The sequence below is a fragment of the Paenibacillus sp. 1_12 genome, assembly GCF_900114475.1.
Lineage (GTDB): Bacteria > Bacillota > Bacilli > Paenibacillales > NBRC-103111 > Paenibacillus_S.
On sequence record NZ_FOTE01000021.1, the window covers coordinates 67,873 to 88,461 of the forward strand.

The following is a 20,589-nucleotide window of genomic DNA, read 5'->3' on the forward strand; positions in this document are numbered from 1 at the left end:
TCAGAAATGCTTCACGAAAAAACCAATCTCCTCAGAAGGAGCATAACGGGAAAGCTGAAATTTCTTCTCGCTTTCATGAATATTCAACAGTCCCATACTGGGTTGAGGTATATGTACATTCATAATGAATTCCTCCTATGTATTCGTGGGAATGATGGTTGGATGTACTGGAAGCAGGGTCTGTTCGTTTAGATGGTACGAGTGGCTCCCTTGTCGCGTTTTTACCATACTTGGCTCCCAAGATGAATTATAATTATAGTAGCACATAAGCACATAGGGGTCATGGTAGACGAACCCGCAGACCTTGCCAAATACGTTCAAATGGATGAAGGAGTGAAATCATAGAGCTGAAGTATGAGTTTTATATCGATGCACAGCCTGAAAAAGTTTGGAATGCATTAATGTCACCGGAGGGAACACGCAAAATCTTTTTTGGATGTGTGATCAGATCTACATTTAAAGAGGGGGATCTGTACGAATATGTTGGGCCGGGCAATGATGGTGATGAGACCGTTCATGTGTATGGGTACATTTTGAAATATGAGCGGTATAAAGAGCTTAGCTGCAGCGAGCATCCAGGGCCGTCCTACAGGGCTAATCATGCAGAGCTTGAAACTCGAGTGACCTTTACGTTAGAAACGGTTGGCAAATGTACGAAACTGACTTTAGTCAATGATCGGTGGTCAGATAATCATCCTTCCTATAAAGACACCGAGAAGCATTGGTGGATGATCCTGAGCAACGTCAAGACATTGGCTGAAACCGGGAAGACATTGGATTTTGGTTGGTAAAAAATTCCTGATTATTCAGAAGGAGCGTCCTTAGGGGCGTTCTTTTTGTTTGAGATAGGACACTATGAATAAGCGAGATTGCCAATCATCCACAAAGTTATCCACATATCTCACAGCTAAAATCGTAGTATTGTATATAACTTCTCCTACTTGTATGCACATATCCACAGAATGAGATATACACAGGCACAATTGCCAAACGTAAATTAGTGGATTTACAACGTAACAATGTTATGTTATATTGTTTTTGAATGGAGGGATTCCCATGGAAGAAGAATTGATATCCAAAAAAGAACTATTAGAGCTAACCGGGATATCCTATGGTCAGTTATACCGATGGAAACGTAAAAACCTGGTTCCTGAGGAGTGGTTTATTCGAAAATCAGCGTTTACGGGACAAGAGACATTTTTTCCGAAGCAGAAGATGTTAGATCGAATGGACAAAATTATTAATATGAAGGAGGATTTATCGTTAGATGAGCTGGCGGATATGTTTTCCCCAGTTCCTACAGATCTTTCTATAAGCAAATATGATTTGATAAAACGAAACATTGTTTCACTTATTGCTATTGAAACAGCTGAACCTTATTTTAGCAGCTCGGAGGTATATACATTTGAACAAATCCTGTCGCTTTTTATACTAGATCATGGTTTGCAATCGGGTGTGCTGAATCTGGATGAGGGAAGGGTTTTGCTGCAAACGTTTGGTGAACACTATAAAAAATTTGAAGGTAAAAATTGTGACTTGTTGTTTATTCGTAAAATGGGGGTTTCGGCTTGTTTCCTTGTTCCTGCGGGTAGTGAATTTTACATGGATAGCGGCGTGAAAATCATTTTTCGCGACAATGTAGCCAAACGAATCGAGGAATTAAAGCTCCAATTTGGAGCTATGTAATGGAGGAGGTGGAGATTGATGGATACACAAAGCAAACGTAATCTGACTCTGTCTGGCATAGGCTCTTCTAATGGGGGAACTGTCCGTGTAGCCAAAATTGATGGAATCGGAAAGGTAAATGGGGATATTAACTGCTCCGATTTTATTGTGAACGGAAAAGCGAATGTCCTTGGAGGCGTACAGGCCTCGACGGCTGAAATTAACGGAACTGCGGTTGTTGAAGGTGATCTGCATGCAGAACGGATTCGAATTCAGGGTAAGCTTATCGTGCAGGGTAACCTTGTAGGAGATCATATTCAATTGAACGGCATGGCTTCCGTCAAAGACGGTTGTGAATCGGAAATATTCAATGCCAACGGAAGACTGCAGATAGGTGCGCTTAATGCTGGCAATATCCAAATTACGCTGCATGGTCACAGTCAGATTGCTGAAATCGGCGGAGAGCAAATCAAGATCCGAAAACAGCCCGGTATCGATTATGCCAAGTGGCTAAAATTAATCCCGATTCCTGTCGGCAGCAAATTGACCGCACAAACGATAGAAGGCGACACCATTTATGTTGAATATACAACAGCCGAGGCGGTAAGAGGGACGGATGTGGTCATCGGGCCTGGGTGCGAGATTGGCTTGGTTGAATACAAGGGGAAATTTGAACAGGACAAAGGGTCAAAGGTCGAAAGGCTGGAGCAACTGTAGGTCAAGCTAAAGAACGGAGGCAATCCCATGGCAATTTCCACAAAGGATAAGTTCAATGACAACAATTTATTGATTACGGGCAGCTCTTTGGCAACAGGAGGGCTGTACGATAGGGTTCATATAGTAGGAGAAGCCACGATTGACGGTGATCTGGAGTGTGCACGGCTCAAATGTGTAGGGACACTGGAGATGGAAGGCAGCTTGAAATCCGGCGCGGTAAACGTGGTGGGAACAAGCAGCATTTCTGGCAATCTACATGCCGACAGCATGAAAATATCCGGCACAGTAGCCATTGGCGGGGCCGTCAGGTTGAAAGAGCTGCAATGCTCAGGAACCATTGAAGGGAATGGGGATCTATATAGTGAACAGCTCGTACTGAAGGGTGAGATGAAAACGAATGGTGATTGCGAGGCCGAAGTGTTCAATGCCCGTGGGATGTTCCATATAGGTGGTTTATTGAATGCAGGCACGTTGGACATCAAACTGCACGGGAACTGCGAGGCCAAGGAAATCGGCGGGGAGCGAATACGAGTCACAAGAGCTAGCTTGTTTAATCCTTTTAGCTTCTTTTTTAAACCTTCAACGCATGCTCTGCTTACCGCTGCCGTTATTGAAGGTGATGATGTTCATTTGATGAATACGAAAGCCAAGGTGGTCCGTGGAAATAACGTGATCATCGGATCGGGCTGCGAGATTGCACTGGTGGAATATAAGGGTCATTTTGAACAGCAGAAAGGTGCTGTCGTACATGAGAACCGCAAAATATAGAGGGAGGTTCGGTGCTAGGCGTGATCCACGAGTACTGCTTGTGCATGAAACGCGCACCTATACTGCGCCTCTGCTGGATAATACGACAGTGGTTTACTCCTCCATCATTCATACCTATCATATACGAAGACCTTCAAATCCGCGATCAAAGTGGAACCCGAGGGTTCTTTTTTTTGCTCCTTAGGCTTGCTTTACTTCAAAAAGCTTTTAGCGAGGCTTTCAGTCTGCATGTCTCTATTTACTTGCTCATAATTGGGGATGATCTCGATTTGGTAATCCTCGTTGGGTTTATGTGCTATGAACAGGAACTGGTCTGCATTTTCAATATGCACATCGTGGCCGCAAGCCTTCAGACATTGCTCGTAATCCTCGATCATAGGCTCCTGATTGCATTCCAAAAATAGCAGACCTCTGGCTAATCGACTAACACCATGATGGTGCACTTTAAAATGGATGATGCGCTCTTGTTTCATGATGGCACGCTCCTTCATTAGTGTGGGGTTATGTATGAGTATAAACCGGATATCATGCAAAGAGCAGTGATATTTTATACAGACAAATGGATGAAGACGCAGTTTGGTCATTGCAGGAAGATTTAGTGGGATAGAGGGAGATTTAATGGGGAAAGCTATTGCTGGTCAGGTACACATGCGATAAAGTACAGCAAAATCGAAAAGGGAAAATTCAATTAAATGTAAATAATTCCTCAATAAAAATATTTTTAAATGAATGCTCTTTCCGCACATAGGGATTAGTTCAGCTTTTACTGATACATAAATGACAAGAAGGGGATGTTGAAATTGAAAAAAGGAATTGCGTCATTAATGGTTGTTACATTATTCGGGGCATTGCTGGCAGGCTGTGGAAATAAAAGTGAAACACCTAGTTCAAGTGGCGGTGCGGCAGCTGGTTCCAAATTAAAAGTAGGGATGGTTACGGATGCCGGTACGATTGATGACAAATCATTTAACCAAGGCACCTGGGAGGGAATTCAAAAAGCCGCAGGTGAGCTGAAGCTAACCGATAAATATTTGAAGCCTACAGGTACGACAGAGGCTGATTATATGAAGGAAATTGGCAATCTGTATGATGCCGGATTCAAGTTGATCATGACGCCCGGCTTTAAGTTTGAAACTGCGATATTCAAGTCCCAGGATAAATATAAGGATGCTAAATTCGTGTTAATTGATGGCTCCCCGCATAGCGGTGATTCCAAACCCGTCGTCAAGGAAAACACCGTATCGATCTTTTTTGCTGAGCAGGAGTCTGGATATTTGGCTGCTATAGCTACGGCACTACAAATTAAGGAAGGCGAAGCAGGCTTTATTGGCGGTATGGAAATTCCTCCGGTTCAAAAATATAACTGGGGCTTCCAGCAAGGGATTCAATATGCCAATGACAAGTTGGGTACCAAGATCAGTCTTAAGAAGGAAAACGTGGTTTATCAAGGCTCCTTTGACAATGTTGCTGCGGGAGCACAATTGGCGGCACAAATGTTTGATCGCGGCGTAAAGGTTATTTTCTGTGCGGCAGGCGGCGTTGGGGTAGGCGCCATCAATGAAACCAAAACGCGTGTTTCTGCAGGTAAAGCCGTTTGGATCGTGGGTGTGGACGCAGATCAATACACAGACGGTGTGTATCAAGGGGATAAATCGGTTGTGCTGACGTCAGCTATGAAAAAAGTCAACCAGGCAGCCTATGACATGGTCAAAGCCGAAATTGAAGGAAATTTCCCGGGCGGTAAAACACTGACGTTTGATTCCAAAAGTGATGGCGTAGGGATTCCCGTGAAAAATCCTAATTTAAGCGAGGATACGGTGAAAAAGGTGGGCGAAGTATTTGACAAGCTCAAATCCGGTGAAATCAAAGTTGCAGCCGAGCAGGGCTCGCTAATCAAATAAGCAGCAGAGCATAGTCAGGCCGCGGCTATACAAAAGACGGATAACCTCCGTCTTTTTGTATATCTGGGCACGTTAGCGGATGACGCGTGTAAAGGAGGAACAATCAATGGACTATGTGATTGAAATGCTCAATATTCGCAAGGAATTTTCCGGTATCGTTGCCAATGACGATATCACGCTTCGTTTGAAGCGCGGTGAAATTCATGCTCTGCTGGGGGAGAATGGCGCCGGTAAATCGACGCTGATGGGTATTCTCTTCGGGATGTATCAGGCAGATCAAGGTACGATTAAGGTTAATGGACAGGAAACCCGGATCAGTAATCCAAATGTTGCGAACAAGCTGGGAATCGGAATGGTGCATCAGCATTTTAAGCTCGTTGAAAAGTTCACGGTCACGGAAAATATGATTCTCGGCAGCGAGCCGCGTAAAGGGCTTGTCATCGATATAAAAGCTGCGGCTCAGCGGATTGAAAAGCTGTCCCAATTGTACGGCTTGAATGTGGACCCGTATGCCAAAATTGAAAGCATCTCCGTAGGCATGCAGCAGCGAGTTGAGATTCTAAAAATGCTCTACCGTGACGCGGAGGTGTTGATATTCGATGAACCTACGGCTGTGCTGACACCTCAGGAGATCAATGATTTTGAAAAGATTTTGAAAAATCTGATCGCAGAAGGCAAATCGATCATTCTGATTACACATAAGCTGAAAGAAATTAAAGCTGTTGCACATCGCTGTACGGTCATCCGTCGCGGCAAAACGATAGGGATAGTGGATGTGGCGGAGGCTAGCGAAGCGCAGATGGCGGAGATGATGGTTGGGCGGCAGGTTTCTTTCAAGGTGAATAAGCAAGCGAGTACTCCGGGTGAGGTAGTACTCAAGCTGGATTCGCTATCGATTAATAATAATAAAAAGCTGATCGCAGTAACTAACTTTTCGCTGGATATACGTGCGGGAGAAATCGTCGGGATCGCCGGCGTAGATGGCAACGGACAGGCTGAATTGGTAGAAGGTATAACCGGTCTGCGTAAGGTAGAATCCGGGCATGTCTGGTTCCAGGATCAGGATATAACGAGTATGGCGATTCGCGATAGAATTGATCTTGGGATCGCCCATATTCCTGAGGATCGGCACAAACGGGGGCTGGTGCTCGACTATACCCTGGAAGAGAATATGATTTTGGAGGTATATGACCGGGAGCCATTTTCCAAAAGAGGGCTGCTGCATAAACCGTCCATCCGTAAATATGCGAATCGGATTCTGGAAAGCTTTGATGTGCGTTCAGGCCAGGGAGCCGTATCGGTTGCCAGATCGTTGTCGGGTGGGAACCAGCAGAAGGCGATCATCGGGCGAGAGCTCGAGCTGAATCCTATTCTGCTCATTGCCGTACAGCCAACACGCGGCTTGGATGTAGGCTCGATCGAATACATTCACAAGCGTTTAATCGAGCATCGGGATCAAGGGAAAGCGGTACTTTTGGTTTCCTTGGAGCTGGAGGAGGTCATAAACGTATCAGATCGCATTGCCGTTGTAAATAATGGGGAGCTCATCGGGGTCGTGGAGTCAAAGAATACGAATGAGCAGGAAATCGGTTTGATGATGGCTGGTGTAAAGAGGGGGGGAGACGTATGAAAAGCGGGATTACTTCCCTGCTTGCCGTAGTTCTGGGCTTGCTGGCCGGAGCTGTATTGATGGCAGTGACGGGCCATAATCTAATTGACGGATATGCCTATTTGATCGAGGGCGGGTTGAAAAACCCGGAAAGAATCGGGAACACACTAGCGACAGCGACACCGCTGATTTTTACCGGATTATCGGTAGCCTTCGCTTTTAGGACGGGCTTATTTAATATTGGAGTAGCCGGTCAGATGCTGTTTGGAGGCTTTTGTGCAACTGCTATTGGACTGAGCTTGGATCTGCCAAGAGTCTTGCTGCTGCTGCTCATGGTCATTGGCGGCTTTCTCGGCGGCGCCTTGTGGGGGTTGGTTCCAGGTATTCTCAAAGCCAGGTTTAACGTTCACGAGGTCGTATCTACGATCATGATGAACTGGATTGCTTACTGGGTCGTTTACTACGCGGTACCGGCTTATTTCAAAGGAGCCTATTTGGAAACCGAATCAAGGAATTTACCAGCTGTTGCTCTGCTGAAGGAGCCTTTCTTGTCGGAGTTGTTCGAAGGCTCCTATATTAACTTAGGAATTTTCATTGCGATTATAGCGGTAATTTTCGTCGCTTTTATAATCGATAGAACGACACTTGGCTATGAATTAAAAGCGGTCGGCTTTAATCGGGATGCCGCTGAATATACGGGAATTGCAGTCAAACGCAGCATGGCGCTGTCGATGTTCATTTCCGGGGGGATCGCCGGCCTCGGCGGATTAGCCCAATATGCGGGAAATGCCGTGAACATCCAAATTGGGATCATGCCTTCACAAGGTTTTGATGGGATAGCGGTAGCGCTGCTGGGAGCTAATACACCGATAGGGGTGCTCGTATCCGCGATTTTCTTCGGTTTGCTGTATTCGGGCAGAGGCTTTATGAATGCCATGACTGAAATTCCATCCGAGATTGCCGATACGATCATTGCAATCATCATCTACTTTGCAGCGACCAGTATTCTCATTGAGCGTTCGATTCGTTGGTTAAACCAGCGCCGATCAGCAAAAGGAAAGCAGGTGAAATGATCTTATGTGGATGACGCTTCAACAAATATTTCCGTATGCTATTGTGTTTACGATCCCCTTATTGATCACTGCACTGGGTGCACTGTTCAGTGAAAGAAGCGGTATCGTGAACATTGGGCTGGACGGTCTGATGATTATCGGGTCGTTCACAGGCGCATTTGTTATTTTTAAGCTGCAGACGATCTGGCCAGGCAGTCCTGCCATCACTTGGCTCGGTCTGCTCATTGCGATGGCAGCAGGTGCGTTATTCTCGCTCTTACATGCATTTGCCAGCGTGAGTCTCAGTGCCAATCAGATTATTAGTGGTACGGCGATTAATCTGGTTGCTGGGGCACTGACCATCTTTTTGGCGCGGAATATAACTGGCAGTGGCAACATACGCATCACCACCGGCTTTACGCCTTTTGATGTGCCTCTGCTTTCGAAGATTCCGGTTCTGGGGCCATTAATCTTTTCCAATACGTACCCCACGACATGGTTTATTCTATTGATTGTGCTCATCAGTACCTTTATCCTCTATAAAACACCGTTTGGTCTGCGTTTGCGGGCATGTGGCGAGCATCCACACGCGGCGGAAGCGGCAGGTATTAGTGTGAGATCGATGAGATACACCGGCGTTGTGATTTCCGGGGCATTTTCCGCTCTTGGCGGCGCGGCGATGATTGTAACCTTTGCCGGAGAATTTACCGGTAATGTCGCGGGTTTGGGTTTTCTGGCCTTGGCATCTTTAATATTCGGGCAATGGAAGCCGTTCGGTATTGTGGGAGCTACCTTATTTTTCGGCTTTGCCAGCACGGTAGCGAACGTATCGCAGGTCATTCCTTCGCTTGCGGTATTTCCGCCTGTTATTCTCAAAGTATTTCCGTATGTAGTTACGCTGTTGGCGCTTATAGCGTTCTCGAAATCTTCGAATGCACCTAAAGCGGCTGGCGAGCCTTTTGACTCAGGTAAAAGGTAACGGACAATGTACTAAAGATTAACATAATAATCCAATTCGAGATTGTGGACGTTCCGCGCAGGTCTGTCGAGCTTCTGCCTGAATAGAGGTGGATGAACCCTTACAACGCGCAGGTAACGCCCACAATTTTTTCGTATTTATATCTTGCGATTCCCATGATACCTATGTCATAATTAAACCACTACATTATAATCATACGCTATATTTGGGAGCCATGTGCACAGTGAGCCAATTACACTATATTTATCACAAATACAAACATGTTGATCTCATTTATATCCTCCCGCTCGCCTTATTGTCCTTATGGGTGAGGTTACGGTATTTCTTTTATCTCTTATCCTCTGGTAAAGGCTTTCCTCAGTCGGACGACACCCAATGGTATTTGGATTATGCTTATTCTTTAATGGAGCATTTTAAAGTTGGCCTCGATATGAACGATATTTTGTATATTGGGTACAATGTCTTACTAACGGTCATGCTTGCTGTGTTTAAAGACCCTGTTGCAGTTATTTTTATACAAGCGGTCACAGCGGCGCTTAGTGTAATCCTGGTATATAAGATCTCACAGATGATATTCAACCGGACAACCGCCATTATCGCTTCACTCTTTTATGCGTATTCGTGGGATATTACCTTATGGTCTGTATATATACTTACGGACAGCTTTTTCATCAGCCTACAGCTTTTGTCGGTATATTGCTTATTAAAAATGTATGCATCAAATAAAAACGTTTACAAAATTATTTTTATTGCGACAGCCTTATATATGCTTGTATTCAGACCGGCAGGGATCATCACTGTAAGTTTTGTCATGATCTACGTTTTAATCAATTTAAACAAGCAAACGATAATGGGCTTTGTAAGAAAATACGGTTTGATTTTGGGGAGTGTATTTCTTGCAGCTGTTCTTGTAGCTATGGTTGTTTTTACCGGCAATAAATTAGATCCGCTTATGGTTTCGCTACAGTTTAACGCCAAGAAGGTTTTATATAATATTTATGCGACCGGATGGCTTTTTGACAGAGCTTCGCCGTTTGATCATAAATATCGGCCCAACTACACCATCGATATCGGTAATAGCCTTATCATCAGCTTTATCGTCCATAATTGGGACAATATTTTGATTTTGTATGGAAAACGAATAGTAGCTCTATTGGGCAGATGGGTATTTTATGTTGATTTGACTACGGTCAGGGGTATTGTGAAATTTGCCTGGAATGCATTCCCTGTTGTTATGTTTCTGACGGGGCTGTTCTATACCATTCGAAATGGGTTATCCAGAAAGGCATCTATTCTGTGGCTCACCATACTGGCTTCCTGCGTATTTTGCGTTATCTTCTTCATTGACGGCATGTATAGATATAGAGCTCCAGGTTTGCCCTTTATAGCGATTGTTGCAGCTTATGGGGGAGATAGAATCATTAAGGGAGCCATTGTAGTTACCAAAAAATATGTGGGGAAGTTGTTATGGAACAAGCAAAAATACTCATTGTAGTTCCAGCTTATAATGAACAAAACAACATCTTGAGAGTGATCTGGGATATCAGAAAGACACTTCCTTCTGCTGATATCCTGGTCGTGAATGATTGCTCTCTGGACAACACCTCCGTCAATGCTCGCAAAGCCGAAGGTGTCAAAGTTGTGGATCTTCCTTATAACCTGGGTATTGGCGGGGCTGTGCAAACTGGGGTTAAATATGCTTTATCTCAAGGCTATGATTACATGGTGCAAGTTGATGGAGATGGGCAGCATCTTCCTTCAGAAGTCACCAAGCTGTTTGACACCATGGTTTCGAATAACTGCGATATGGTAATTGGTTCCCGGTTTCTTGATATTAAATCCTTTCGAACCACTTGGCTTCGGAGAGTGGGTATCAAAGTATTTTATTTGATTTTTAGAATGCTGATTCAAGCCAAAATTACAGATGGAACCTCGGGCTTCCGAATGTACAACCGCAAGGGTATTGAACTTATGGCCAAATATTATCCTGACGATTATCCCGAGCCTGATGCGATTATCCTGTTGAAAAAGCACGGACTTCGCATTGCTGAGGTTGGTGTTGAAATGAAGGAGCGGGAACATGGCGTATCCTCCATATCTATGATCAAAAGTCCTTATTATATGACTAAGGTCATCGTGTCGATCTTTTTCTCCTATATCAGGACAAGGTGGTGAAAGGGCTACGGGGGGTGGTAATTTGTACAGCGTTCAATTGATGGGTGTCGCTTTCAGTCTGATTATGATTATTTCGGTGTTTTTTATGGTCAGAGCAAGGATGATCAGAGAAAAATATTCACTGGTCTGGTTCCTTATAGGGTTGTTTACGTTGGTGATGTCGGTTTTTAAGGATTTGATGGACTGGTTCTCAGCGTTGATTGGCGTAGACTATGCGCCGTCAGCCTTCTTTGCTATATTGATCGCTTCCGCCTATTTGCTATTATTGAATATGAGTGTCAGCATTTCCGGTATGAAGATGCATAATAAGACGCTAACACAGGAATTAGGATTAACCAAGCTCAGGCTCGAGGAGCTTGAGAAGAAAATGAACGGCGGGGAATCACAATCAAATATTTAATTCTTTTTGCAAGCTTAAGCATGACGGTAGCGGCCAGTACACTGTTAAAAATCGGCAGCAGATCCGTTAACTTTGAAGGCTCGCTGTGGGCGATTTTGTTCGGTTATATGACAACACCTTTAATTGTAGCTGGTTTTGCTTTGTACGCAATAGGTGCTTTTCTGTGGATCTATTGCCTGAATCAATTTGATTTGAGCTATGTGACCTTCGTATCGAGTGTACAATATGTGCTGCTCGTTGCGGTCGCGATTTGGGTGTTCAATGAGCAGATCAGTATGATGAAATGGACAGGCTGCGGGTTCATTTTGATTGGTGTATTTTTTTGGTTGAAAGGATAGACTTGGATGTTCAGATGTGTTGCATATGCCGAAGCGATGAAGGACGAATGGGATCGGTTTGCGTTAGCTAAGGGTACGATTTTTCATACTATTGCATTTAGACAAGTCTTGATCCAATCTTTTGGATATACCTGTGGCTATCATGCGATTCTGGATGGGAACAACCGGATTTGCGCTATTATTCCCATGGTGATCGGTCGTGATTTGGGCTGGAGAAAAGCCGGTGTATCGCTGCCTTTTGTCAATTATACGGATATTGCGTGTGATAGCGAAGAAGCATTTCAGTATACAGTGAATGCGATTATTGATTTAAAAACGAAGTACAAGCTCGATTATGTCGATCTGCGATTAAAGAACCAAGCTATAGAGAGCTCGGGCTGGAGCTTGAATTTGCACAACCATACCTTCGTGCTGCCGCTGTCGGATGATGAGGATAAGGTACTGGCACTTTCCAATGCAAGCAACCGCAACCATGTGCGTAAGGTGTATAAAAACAACTGGTTTTCGGTGTCGTTTGATCAACGGCATATCGATGATTTTCATAAGGTGTATGTGAGAAGGATGAAACAGCTGGGTTCACCGGCCCAGGATATTCGTTTTTTTAAGTATTTCTTCGAGTATTTACCTGACCACGCGCATTTGCTAACCGTGCTTGATAATGAATCCGGTAAGGTTGTAGGCGGCATGCTGCTGTTAACGAGTCCGGGAAACTCCAAGCTGTACTATCCATACGGAGCCAACCTGTCTGAATATAATAACAAGTACCTCAATAACTTTATGTACTGGGAGGCTGTACGCTTCGGGATCAGAAATGGACTGCAGGTTCTGGATCTAGGCAGGTCCCAGACGGGCTCGGGGACGTACAAATACAAGCAGCAGTGGGGGGCACAGCCAGAGCAGCTGACCTACATGCTGTATGATGGAGGCGGCAAGCCGGCGGGGCCTCCGGACAAGCAGAGCCTCAGCTTTTTCGTAGAGCTGTGGAAGGTAACACCCGCTTTCATCACCGACACAGTTGGCAAGAAATTGATTAAATATTTATTGCCTTAGAAGTTTGACGCAGTGGAACTTTTTATTGGGCTTATAGAGTTGTAGCAGGAAAACTGTTACGTATACTAATTGTTTATTTAATCGGAGGATATCAGACAATGAGCAATTCCAATTGGAAGCAGTACTTTGACAAGAAAGCCGAAACGCATGGAGCTTCTGTCAAATCTTCCGACTACTTCAATGAAGAAAGTTTCTTCATGCAGAGAGACAATACTTTACGCTGGCTAGGGGATTTAAAAGGAAAAACCGTATTGGATGCGGGCTGCGGTGTAGGTGCTTTTAGTGAGCCTCTGGTAGCTAACAACACGGTGTATGGTGTAGACTTTTCAGAAAAAAGCCTCGAATTTGCCGCAGGTAGAGGTCTGATCACGATGTCGGAGGATTTGACAGCACTTCCTTTTGAGAAGGGCAAGTTTGATGTGGTTTTATGCATTGGTGTTATCCAATTGATCGAACAATACGTGTCCGTGATTAAAGAGTTGGCTCGAGTCACCAAGCCAGGCGGAACACTTCTTATAGAGACCTTAAACCGCGGCTCCATACAGCGGAAGCTGCTGAAGCTATTTGAGCGCAGCAATAAGTTTGACCGTATGTATGCAATGGATGAGCTGAAGAACGTATTTGAACAACATGGCTTTGAGCAGGTTGAATTTATGAAGATTTATCATCCTTTCAAGTTTGTAACCAAGAGCAGCGGACAAGGGGCATTATCAGGTACGTTCTGCACTTCGTTTGCGATAAAAGGGAGAAAGAAAATTGACTAAGCCAAATCAACATGCGACCAATATGCTTACCTTTGATATTGAGGAATGGTTTCATGCCAATTACGATAGTATTGCAGCACCTGACCGCAGCAAAGGCTCTAATTTCAGGGCGCACATGGATACGTTACTGCGAATATGCCGCGAAACAGACTGTAAAGCAACATTTTTCGTGTTAGGCTGCATAGGTGAGGATTATCCGGATGTGGTCAAAGCGATAGCGCGTGAAGGGCATGATGTGGCTTCGCATGGATATGCGCACGAACTGGCCTACAAACAAACGATTGGCGAGTTTCGGGACGATGTGAAAAAGTCGGTCGATATTTTGGAAAATCTGACGGGAACCAAGGTTCTTGGCTATCGCGCGCCTTCATGGTCTATTGTGGAGGACAATTTGCATTATCTTGAAGTGCTCGAAGAGATGGGTATGATATACGATGCCAGTATTTTTCCTGTAAAGACCTTTCTCTATGGTATTCCGACCGCACCTACGGAGATTCATAAGCCGCTGGTGAACGGCAGAGAAATTAATTTGTATGAGGTTCCTATGTCGGTCATGAAGCTGGGCGGCAAAAATATCGGCTATTCAGGCGGGTTTTATTTCCGGTTTTTTCCGAGATTTTTGATCGAAAATGCGATTCGTTCCGCGAACCGTCGAGGTCACAGCTCGATTGTATACCTGCATCCGAGAGAAATTGATGCCTATGAACAAAAGCTGAACTTGCCTTTCAAGGAAAATTTTATCCACTATTACAGTGTGGGCCGAACCCAGAACAAGCTGGAACATATATTAAGAAGCTTTAACTTTACCTCCATTTCTGAGCATCTCAAGAGCAAATATAAACTCGATATCTGAGATGGCGATAAGGCGGCGTATGAGGATAAGGTATTTCATTGCAGGATATCCCCGGATGGTCGTCGAATTTTTGAGGATGGGAATCTTCAAAATACATGCAGGGAGGGAAGTACATGCAGCCAAATCGACATACGTATATGAGATTGTTTTCTGGTGAGTTCTCGATCCTTCAGGATGCTAGAAATGATTTAATAGAACTGCCAGCAAGCCAGGAGGAGATTATACAGAGATACTCCCTGTTAATCGATCACTATGATAAGCTGCTGAGAACGGCATTGAAGCTATCCCGGATTAGCGATATTCAAGGGCAAAGCCTGACGAATCAAAATGATCGTCTAAAGCAGCAATCGGAAACCGATTATTTGACGGGTTTGTACAATGTGCGAAAGCTTGGCGAATGTATACCGGCATGGATGTCTAAAGGGCTTCCTTTTGTGCTTTTGCTGCTTGATATTGATTATTTTAAAAATATTAACGATACCTTCGGCCATTTGTCTGGAGACGAGGTACTGAAGTCGGTTGCCAGCATTTTGACTGAGCAGACGGGACCCGATGATTTTGTTTGTCGCAGTGGTGGTGAGGAATTTTCTATTTTATTGCATAATATTGGGCTGCTGCAGGCCGAAAACGTAGCGCAAAACATTCGTCAAAAAGTGGAAGAAAGCCGATTTTGGCTGCTGGCAGGAGAGTCGGTAGGAATTACGATATCCATCGGCGCGGTAGAGTACGCACCTGGTATGAGCAGTGAGGATTTGCTTGTATGCGCGGATGACGCTTTGTATTTATCCAAGGAGCTCGGTCGTAATAAAGTGAGCCTGTTTCCGCCGCTTTCCGATAAGAGGCATTTATAATTATTAAATGATGCGTTCGTATAGTTGTTTAATTTCATCTTGCACAGAGCACGAATCGGCTGCGATTGGTGTTTTTTTTTAGGGGATAACCGCTCATTTCTATGATTCGCAGCGAACCTGGTCTTGAAAACGATAGAAAAGCGGAGTATATTTTTAGGTAATATCATAAGAGATGCATGGAACGGAAATGTTTGGTAAAGAGAGGGTGGCAGTTATGACGGATATATGGACGAGAGTTAACCAGCTTGCAGCGCAATTGGGTGAAGAAGGAGTTAAATCTGAAGATAGATTTCCGATCATTGTACAATCGGGTGCCCTAAATCAGGTCGCGGCATTCCTATCCGAACAATCCTATGAGAGGGTTTCTATCGTTGCCGATGCCAATACTTACGAAATTGCCGGAAAAGCATTGGAAGCATCCCTGACAGAGAAAGGCATCTCCACAAATCTAACGCTGATCCAACCTAATAAGCAAGGTGACGTTATTGCTGACGAGGTTTCCTTGATACAACTGATTATGGATCTACAGCAATATTCAGCACAGGTCGTGGTGGCCGCAGGATCGGGGACGCTGCACGATATTTCACGGTATTCTGCATATACAGCAGGTATTCCTTTTATATCAGTTCCGACCGCGCCTTCCGTTGACGGCTTTAACTCCAAGGGAGCGCCGATTATTATTCGGGGGGAAAAGAAAACCATTGCAGCTATAGGTCCTGACGCGATATTTGCCGACCTGGATATATTGGTGAAAGCCCCTGCACCGATGGTGGCTGCCGGATTCGGCGATATGCTAGGTAAATTTACATCGTTATTTGATTGGAAATTCGGCAGCCTCGTAGCTGGAGAACCCTATTCACAGCTTGTTGCGACCATTACCCGCAATGCCCTCCAGAAGTGCGTAGATCATCAGGACAGTATAGCGAAGCGTAGCCAAGAGGGGATCCAAACCTTAATCGAGGCGTTGATTGAATCCGGTATTGCGATGATGATTCTTGGCCAATCGCATCCGGCTTCAGGTGCTGAGCATCATCTATCTCATTATTGGGAGATGGAATACATTCAGCTTGGTAAGCGGCAGCTGCTGCATGGGGCGAAGGTAGGCGTCGCTTGTGCGGAAATCGCTGCGTTGTATCATCAGATAGCGGAGAGCGGCTTATCACCGAAAGCAGCGCAGATGGATTCCGGAGAAGCAGCTGACATTTCGACCACAGACGTTCAGGCGGCGATAGTTAGCCATTGGAAGGAAATTCAAACTGAAATTGGACGGATTCCGAATGCTCAAGCACTGCGTGAAATGCTTCACAAGGTAGGCGGTCCCACGACGCCGGAACAGCTTGGAGTAGATCCGGAGCTGTTAGCAAGAAGCCTGCAGGAGGCTCATAACGTGAGGCGTAATCGGTACACCTTGCTAAGAGCACATAATGAAATTTAACGTGAACACCCCTCAAGCAGACATGAGATCGGCATATCAAGCTAATGATGCACTTTAGTGATTTCAACGTATGGTGACTGATCAGTAAAGCTTATATGATCTTTAGCTTACAACCAGAAGCCTCGATGGCACTTATTGAAGTGTAGTCGAGGCTTTTGGTTTCAGACAGCAGAATGGCTTCTACACTACTGAAAATGGTGTTTGTGCCCTTTGCAGAAGCAAGGATGAAGCTGGCTTGTTGTCAAACGCCTGATCTCTGCCCAGGTGGACAGTCCTTAGAAATGGAGATGAACCAAAGCCATGCAAATTTCGAGCCTTGCCCTTAAAAATACAATTCAACGATTTGCGGAGGATCGGAACGAATATGTCAAGGTATTCTGGCTGTTCGGGTATTTGTTCTGCGTCGTATCCGCTTCCACCATGGGTCGGACTGCGGCGGATACCTTATTCCTCAGTCGCTTTGACGCTTCCTACTTATCGTCAATGTACTTGCCCCAGGCGGCGGCGATGATCCTGATGGGTTTTATTTTTCAACGATATAGTGGCAGGTTTAGGCTTGATCGTTTGATTCTGGGGCTGATTCCTCTCATTTCGCTGCTGGTGCTCCTTTCAAGGTTTGGCGTAGGCACAGAAATGCGCTGGGTGTTTCCCGTTATTTATGTCGGGTATGATGTGTTTAATTTTTTGATGATTGTCTGCTTCTGGCAGTTTGCTACTTCAGTGCTTGATCAGCGCAAGGTCAAACGAATGATTGGCTGGGTGGGCAGCGGAGGCATTATGGGCGGGATTTTAAGCGGTTTTGGACTAAAAGCGCTTGTGCCGGCTGTCGGCACAGCGAATTTGATCTATTTTTATGCGGGGCTGCAGCTGCTGTGTCTGATTGCAGTCGTGCAAATTTTACGGATGCTGTCTGCGCCAAAAGAGGTTTTTTCAACGGATCAGTCTGCCAGGAAACGGCCTTCAGCAGCAAGGAAAAAGGTTGAAGCCAAGACCAGCCTGTTTCAGAATGTTCCCCATTTGAAATACGTGGCGATCATGTCGGCGGCGCTGGTGCTGTCCCTTACGTTAATCGATTATCAATTCAAGGTCATATTAAAAGAGACACTGCAAAATGAAGCCTTAGCTGGATTTATGGGCAGCTTTTACGGTTATTCAGGGCTGCTGGCTTTAATCGTTCAGTTGTTCGTATCGGGTCGGGTCTTAACCCGTTTTGGCGTCATGACGGCGCTGCTCGTGTTTCCTATTGCTTTGTTTATGGGCAGCTTTGGCGTGCTGCTGATGCCTGTTCTCGCTATGGCCGTAGCCGTTAAGGGTAGTGATAAAGTCATTGGAGATACGATCTACTCCTCGGTCAGCCAACTGATCATGTTCCCGATTCCTCCGGAATGGCGAGGTAAAGCGAAAGGTTTTTTGGACGGTATCGTCCGCAATGGAGCAAAGGGACTTGCTGCGTTGTGCTTGCTTATCGTTTCCCGATTGTTTGCTCCGGAGCAGTTGAGTTATATCATTTTGGTGCTGCTTGCTATCTGCATCGCGGCTGCGATTAAGGTGAAGGGTGCTTATTTGAAAACGCTGCTTTCCACCCTGCAAACGGGCAGTGAGGATTTGGAGAAGGCAGAGCTTAATATGATGGACCCGGCCAGCCGATTGCTGTTAGTTAACGCCTTATCGAGTCCCGATAAGCAGCAGGTGCTCTATGCACTTCGTCTTTTAAGGGGATTGGATTCATTCGATATCAAGCCGTTTCTCCCTGCACTGCTGGAACATCCGATGGCTGAGGTTTGTGCGGAGGCATTGGTCTATGTCGAGCAGATGACACCGGACGGACTGGAGGTAGTGCTGCAGAAGCTATTGGTCGAAGGGGATAAGCAGGTGCATGCAAGAGCCTTATTGGCGCTGGCTGCCTATGCCAAAGACGGGCATATCGATGAAATTACGAATTATCTAGAGCACCCGGAAGTCAGTATGAGAGCAGCGGCGATTACCGGACTCGTAAAATATTATGGGATCGAAGGGATGTTTCGTGCGGTAGGGACACTGAAGCTGCTGCTGGAAAGTATCCATGAGGAAGAACGAATGGCGATGGCGGCATTGTTCGGTCAGATCGGGATTGCCAGCTTTTATAAGCCGCTGCTTGCTCTGCTTAAGGATAACTCCTCGCAGGTACGTATAGGTGCATTGGAATCTGCAGCTGCTTTACAGGTATTGGAGCTGGTTCCTTACATTGTTCCGCTGCTGGATAGCAGTGAGACGCGCCGTTATGCGGTTGCTGCGCTTGCTGCTTATGAGGAAAGGCAAATCCTGCCGCTGCTTGAATCTTATATGGCCGAACCGTCTTTGGCCCTGTATTTGCCTCAGGTGTATGAACGCATAGGCTCACAGCGGTCATTCGATATGCTGGTATCGCGTTATGGACCCGCTGATATTGAAATACGGGATAAGATTCTGGAAGCGCTGCAGAGAATGAACAAGGAACATTGGCGGGTCGATGAAAAGCAAATAGAGCAGCTTATTCTTGAAGAAGTTCAGCTCTATTGGAAATTTGCCGAGCATGGAGCAGGTGTATCGGGAATGGAAGACAGCTCCGATATATTACTCATCATCGAACAGACGCGTCTTTCCGTATGTCGGCGTATTTTTCAATTATTATCTTTAATGATGGAACCCAAGACCGTACAGGCTGTGTTTGCAAGCTGGTCGTCGGGTGATGGCAGACAGCAAGCGAATTCGACTGAAGTGATGGACCAGATGCTGCAAGGGAATCTGCGGACCGAGCTGGCCCGAATGATGTCGTCTCCACGAACCTTATCGAATACGCCGTTACCGGCGCTTTTACAGGATGAGCCTTTGATTTGGCTGTATGAGCATGGAGATCCATGGCTTCGACACAGGATTCATTATCTTACGATGCAGAGGCCATCCAGCAGGGCGTATGCTTTTATCGAAAAACGGGCAAATGCAGCAGAGAAAGAGCTGTCCTATGAGAGTCTAGCCGATCAGATCGAACGAGTCCGTCTTTTGCACAATGTAACTTTATTTCATGGTCTGGCAGGTCGTGATCTTTCTACAATTGCGCTTCGGCTGAAAAAAGTGAGTCTGGTCCAAGGGCGGGATATCATCCGAGAGGGAGAGCCGGGAGATTCCTTATTCATCATTCATGAAGGCCAAGCCGGTGTATATGTGAATGGCCAGCAGGTGAGCCGGCTGAAGGCAGGGGATTGCTTTGGTGAAATGGCAGTGCTGACCCAAGGGTTACGCACGGCTACGATCCGGGCAGAAACGGACATTGAACTGTGGGAGCTGGATTCAACGGCATTGTATGAAATGATGTTCGATCGAACAAGCATTGCGATTGAAATGATGAAACTGCTCTCACGCAGGCTGCGGACCAAGCTGGAACGGGGGAAGAAGGACAGCAGTGATCTAAACGCAGTACAGGAGATTGCGGCAGTGAATGACGGGCCAGCTTCCGACGTCTTGAATCAGGATAAGGATGCAGTCATATTGCGGCGGATTCTTGTTTTGCAGAAAATCAATTTGTTTGCCCATTTGAGTCAGGATGATTTCATACGACTTGCCCAAATTAGTGAAGAAGTCACTTATGGTCCAGGTGAAGCAATCTGCAAAACAGGGGATTTTGGGGACACGATGTACGGGATCATTGAAGGAAACGTCCGCGTCCATAATGGAAGTGAAACATTTGCGATGTTGGGTGTTGGGGATTGCTTTGGAGAGATGGCGGTTATCGACAGCGGCCCGCGCTCGGCGGATTGCACCTCAACTGACCATACGCTGCTTCTGGAGCTGCAGCAGGATCAGGTATTTAACTTTTGCTTTCAAAATATGGATGTGCTGCGCGGCATGATGCGTGTACTGGCGGAACGGATTAAAGGTATGGTGTAAATATGTTCACATTAAAAAAACCACAACACGAGGGTGAACTGTAACCTCAATCATGGACAGTGTTAAAAAAACGGTATTGAAGCCTTAAGCAGCTAGGAGATGACTTCTGAATTCATCAGGAGTCATCTT

20 protein-coding genes are annotated in these 20,589 nt (G+C 45.6%); 18 read left to right on the forward strand and 2 right to left on the reverse strand.

Features of this window, described 5'->3' with window-relative positions; all coding sequences use genetic code 11:
* A complete protein-coding gene (locus tag BM210_RS35885) occupies positions 1 to 123 on the reverse strand; it encodes a hypothetical protein (protein WP_256224120.1) in 123 nt (40 codons plus the stop codon).
* Positions 124 to 341: 218 nt separating this feature from the next.
* Here BM210_RS35885 and BM210_RS28735 point away from each other — a divergent pair, with 218 nt between their 5' ends.
* The 4 genes from BM210_RS28735 to BM210_RS28750 all read left to right on the forward strand — a co-directional run bounded on the left by BM210_RS28735 (position 342) and on the right by BM210_RS28750 (position 3,150).
* A complete protein-coding gene (locus BM210_RS28735) occupies positions 342 to 791 on the forward strand; it encodes an SRPBCC domain-containing protein (protein ID WP_091175870.1) in 450 nt (149 codons plus the stop codon).
* Between the two features lie 265 nt (positions 792 to 1,056).
* Entirely contained in the window at positions 1,057 to 1,686 is a 630-nt protein-coding gene (locus BM210_RS28740; protein ID WP_091175871.1) for a YhbD family protein, read from the forward strand.
* Positions 1,687 to 1,704: 18 nt separating this feature from the next.
* Positions 1,705 to 2,382, forward strand: coding sequence for a polymer-forming cytoskeletal protein (locus BM210_RS28745; RefSeq protein ID WP_091175873.1), 678 nt, complete (start codon positions 1,705 to 1,707; stop codon positions 2,380 to 2,382).
* 27 nt (positions 2,383 to 2,409) lie between these two features.
* Positions 2,410 to 3,150: a polymer-forming cytoskeletal protein gene (locus BM210_RS28750; protein WP_091175875.1), complete on the forward strand. Its 741-nt coding sequence runs from the start codon at positions 2,410 to 2,412 to the stop codon at positions 3,148 to 3,150.
* Between the two features lie 191 nt (positions 3,151 to 3,341).
* Here BM210_RS28750 and BM210_RS28755 read toward each other — a convergent pair whose 3' ends face one another.
* Positions 3,342 to 3,623: a hypothetical protein gene (locus BM210_RS28755; RefSeq protein ID WP_091175876.1), complete on the reverse strand. Its 282-nt coding sequence runs from the start codon at positions 3,621 to 3,623 to the stop codon at positions 3,342 to 3,344.
* A 327-nt stretch (positions 3,624 to 3,950) separates the two neighbouring features.
* Here BM210_RS28755 and BM210_RS28760 point away from each other — a divergent pair, with 327 nt between their 5' ends.
* The 14 genes from BM210_RS28760 (at position 3,951) to BM210_RS28825 (ending at position 20,460) form a co-directional block, all read left to right on the forward strand.
* Positions 3,951 to 5,051, forward strand: coding sequence for a BMP family lipoprotein (locus BM210_RS28760; RefSeq protein WP_218184985.1), 1,101 nt, complete (start codon positions 3,951 to 3,953; stop codon positions 5,049 to 5,051).
* Positions 5,052 to 5,157: 106 nt separating this feature from the next.
* Complete coding sequence (locus BM210_RS28765) at positions 5,158 to 6,681, forward strand: ABC transporter ATP-binding protein (RefSeq protein ID WP_091175880.1); 1,524 nt, start codon at positions 5,158 to 5,160, stop codon at positions 6,679 to 6,681.
* On the forward strand, positions 6,678 to 7,733 hold the full coding sequence (locus BM210_RS28770) for an ABC transporter permease (RefSeq protein WP_091175882.1): 1,056 nt from the start codon (positions 6,678 to 6,680) through the stop codon (positions 7,731 to 7,733). The genes BM210_RS28765 and BM210_RS28770 overlap by 4 nt, the downstream gene beginning before the upstream one ends.
* 4 nt (positions 7,734 to 7,737) lie before the next feature.
* Positions 7,738 to 8,691, forward strand: coding sequence for an ABC transporter permease (locus BM210_RS28775; protein ID WP_091175884.1), 954 nt, complete (start codon positions 7,738 to 7,740; stop codon positions 8,689 to 8,691).
* Positions 8,692 to 8,914: 223 nt separating this feature from the next.
* Positions 8,915 to 10,186, forward strand: coding sequence for a glycosyltransferase family 39 protein (locus tag BM210_RS28780; protein ID WP_177238058.1), 1,272 nt, complete (start codon positions 8,915 to 8,917; stop codon positions 10,184 to 10,186).
* On the forward strand, positions 10,159 to 10,866 hold the full coding sequence (locus BM210_RS28785; protein ID WP_091175888.1) for a glycosyltransferase family 2 protein: 708 nt from the start codon (positions 10,159 to 10,161) through the stop codon (positions 10,864 to 10,866). The genes BM210_RS28780 and BM210_RS28785 overlap by 28 nt, the downstream gene beginning before the upstream one ends.
* A gap of 22 nt (positions 10,867 to 10,888) precedes the next feature.
* The gene (locus BM210_RS28790) at positions 10,889 to 11,266 is read left to right on the forward strand and encodes a DUF2304 domain-containing protein (protein WP_091175890.1); all 378 of its coding nucleotides are present in this window, start codon (positions 10,889 to 10,891) and stop codon (positions 11,264 to 11,266) included.
* A gap of 20 nt (positions 11,267 to 11,286) precedes the next feature.
* Positions 11,287 to 11,604 carry a hypothetical protein gene (locus tag BM210_RS28795; protein WP_091175891.1) on the forward strand — a complete coding sequence of 106 codons (318 nt, stop codon included), beginning with the start codon at positions 11,287 to 11,289 and terminating at the stop codon, positions 11,602 to 11,604.
* Positions 11,605 to 11,610: 6 nt separating this feature from the next.
* On the forward strand, positions 11,611 to 12,654 hold the full coding sequence (locus BM210_RS28800; protein ID WP_091175893.1) for a GNAT family N-acetyltransferase: 1,044 nt from the start codon (positions 11,611 to 11,613) through the stop codon (positions 12,652 to 12,654).
* A gap of 98 nt (positions 12,655 to 12,752) precedes the next feature.
* Complete coding sequence (locus BM210_RS28805) at positions 12,753 to 13,418, forward strand: class I SAM-dependent methyltransferase (RefSeq protein WP_091175894.1); 666 nt, start codon at positions 12,753 to 12,755, stop codon at positions 13,416 to 13,418.
* A complete protein-coding gene (locus tag BM210_RS28810) occupies positions 13,411 to 14,271 on the forward strand; it encodes a polysaccharide deacetylase family protein (RefSeq protein ID WP_091175896.1) in 861 nt (286 codons plus the stop codon). The genes BM210_RS28805 and BM210_RS28810 overlap by 8 nt, the downstream gene beginning before the upstream one ends.
* A gap of 113 nt (positions 14,272 to 14,384) precedes the next feature.
* Complete coding sequence (locus BM210_RS28815) at positions 14,385 to 15,122, forward strand: GGDEF domain-containing protein (RefSeq protein ID WP_177238059.1); 738 nt, start codon at positions 14,385 to 14,387, stop codon at positions 15,120 to 15,122.
* 214 nt (positions 15,123 to 15,336) lie between these two features.
* Positions 15,337 to 16,557, forward strand: coding sequence for a sn-glycerol-1-phosphate dehydrogenase (locus tag BM210_RS28820; RefSeq protein WP_091175900.1), 1,221 nt, complete (start codon positions 15,337 to 15,339; stop codon positions 16,555 to 16,557).
* A 300-nt stretch (positions 16,558 to 16,857) separates the two neighbouring features.
* Complete coding sequence (locus BM210_RS28825; RefSeq protein WP_091175901.1) at positions 16,858 to 20,460, forward strand: Npt1/Npt2 family nucleotide transporter; 3,603 nt, start codon at positions 16,858 to 16,860, stop codon at positions 20,458 to 20,460.
* Positions 20,461 to 20,589 lie beyond the last annotated feature (129 nt).

Excerpts from the sequence above, each read along its gene's own strand:
- BM210_RS28755 (WP_091175876.1), bottom strand. The coding sequence starts at position 3,623 with ATGAAACAAGAGCGCATCATCCATTTTAAAGTGCACCATCATGGTGTT.
- BM210_RS28795 (WP_091175891.1), top strand. The coding sequence starts at position 11,287 with ATGACGGTAGCGGCCAGTACACTGTTAAAAATCGGCAGCAGATCCGTT.
- BM210_RS28740 (WP_091175871.1), top strand. The coding sequence starts at position 1,057 with ATGGAAGAAGAATTGATATCCAAAAAAGAACTATTAGAGCTAACCGGG.
- BM210_RS28820 (WP_091175900.1), top strand. The coding sequence starts at position 15,337 with ATGACGGATATATGGACGAGAGTTAACCAGCTTGCAGCGCAATTGGGT.
- BM210_RS28770 (WP_091175882.1), top strand. The coding sequence starts at position 6,678 with ATGAAAAGCGGGATTACTTCCCTGCTTGCCGTAGTTCTGGGCTTGCTG.
- BM210_RS28825 (WP_091175901.1), top strand. The coding sequence starts at position 16,858 with ATGCAAATTTCGAGCCTTGCCCTTAAAAATACAATTCAACGATTTGCG.
- BM210_RS35885 (WP_256224120.1), bottom strand. The coding sequence starts at position 123 with ATGAATGTACATATACCTCAACCCAGTATGGGACTGTTGAATATTCAT.
- BM210_RS28785 (WP_091175888.1), top strand. The coding sequence starts at position 10,159 with ATGGAACAAGCAAAAATACTCATTGTAGTTCCAGCTTATAATGAACAA.
- BM210_RS28750 (WP_091175875.1), top strand. The coding sequence starts at position 2,410 with ATGGCAATTTCCACAAAGGATAAGTTCAATGACAACAATTTATTGATT.
- BM210_RS28805 (WP_091175894.1), top strand. The coding sequence starts at position 12,753 with ATGAGCAATTCCAATTGGAAGCAGTACTTTGACAAGAAAGCCGAAACG.
- BM210_RS28745 (WP_091175873.1), top strand. The coding sequence starts at position 1,705 with ATGGATACACAAAGCAAACGTAATCTGACTCTGTCTGGCATAGGCTCT.
- BM210_RS28800 (WP_091175893.1), top strand. The coding sequence starts at position 11,611 with ATGTTCAGATGTGTTGCATATGCCGAAGCGATGAAGGACGAATGGGAT.
- BM210_RS28765 (WP_091175880.1), top strand. The coding sequence starts at position 5,158 with ATGGACTATGTGATTGAAATGCTCAATATTCGCAAGGAATTTTCCGGT.
- BM210_RS28815 (WP_177238059.1), top strand. The coding sequence starts at position 14,385 with ATGCAGCCAAATCGACATACGTATATGAGATTGTTTTCTGGTGAGTTC.
- BM210_RS28775 (WP_091175884.1), top strand. The coding sequence starts at position 7,738 with ATGTGGATGACGCTTCAACAAATATTTCCGTATGCTATTGTGTTTACG.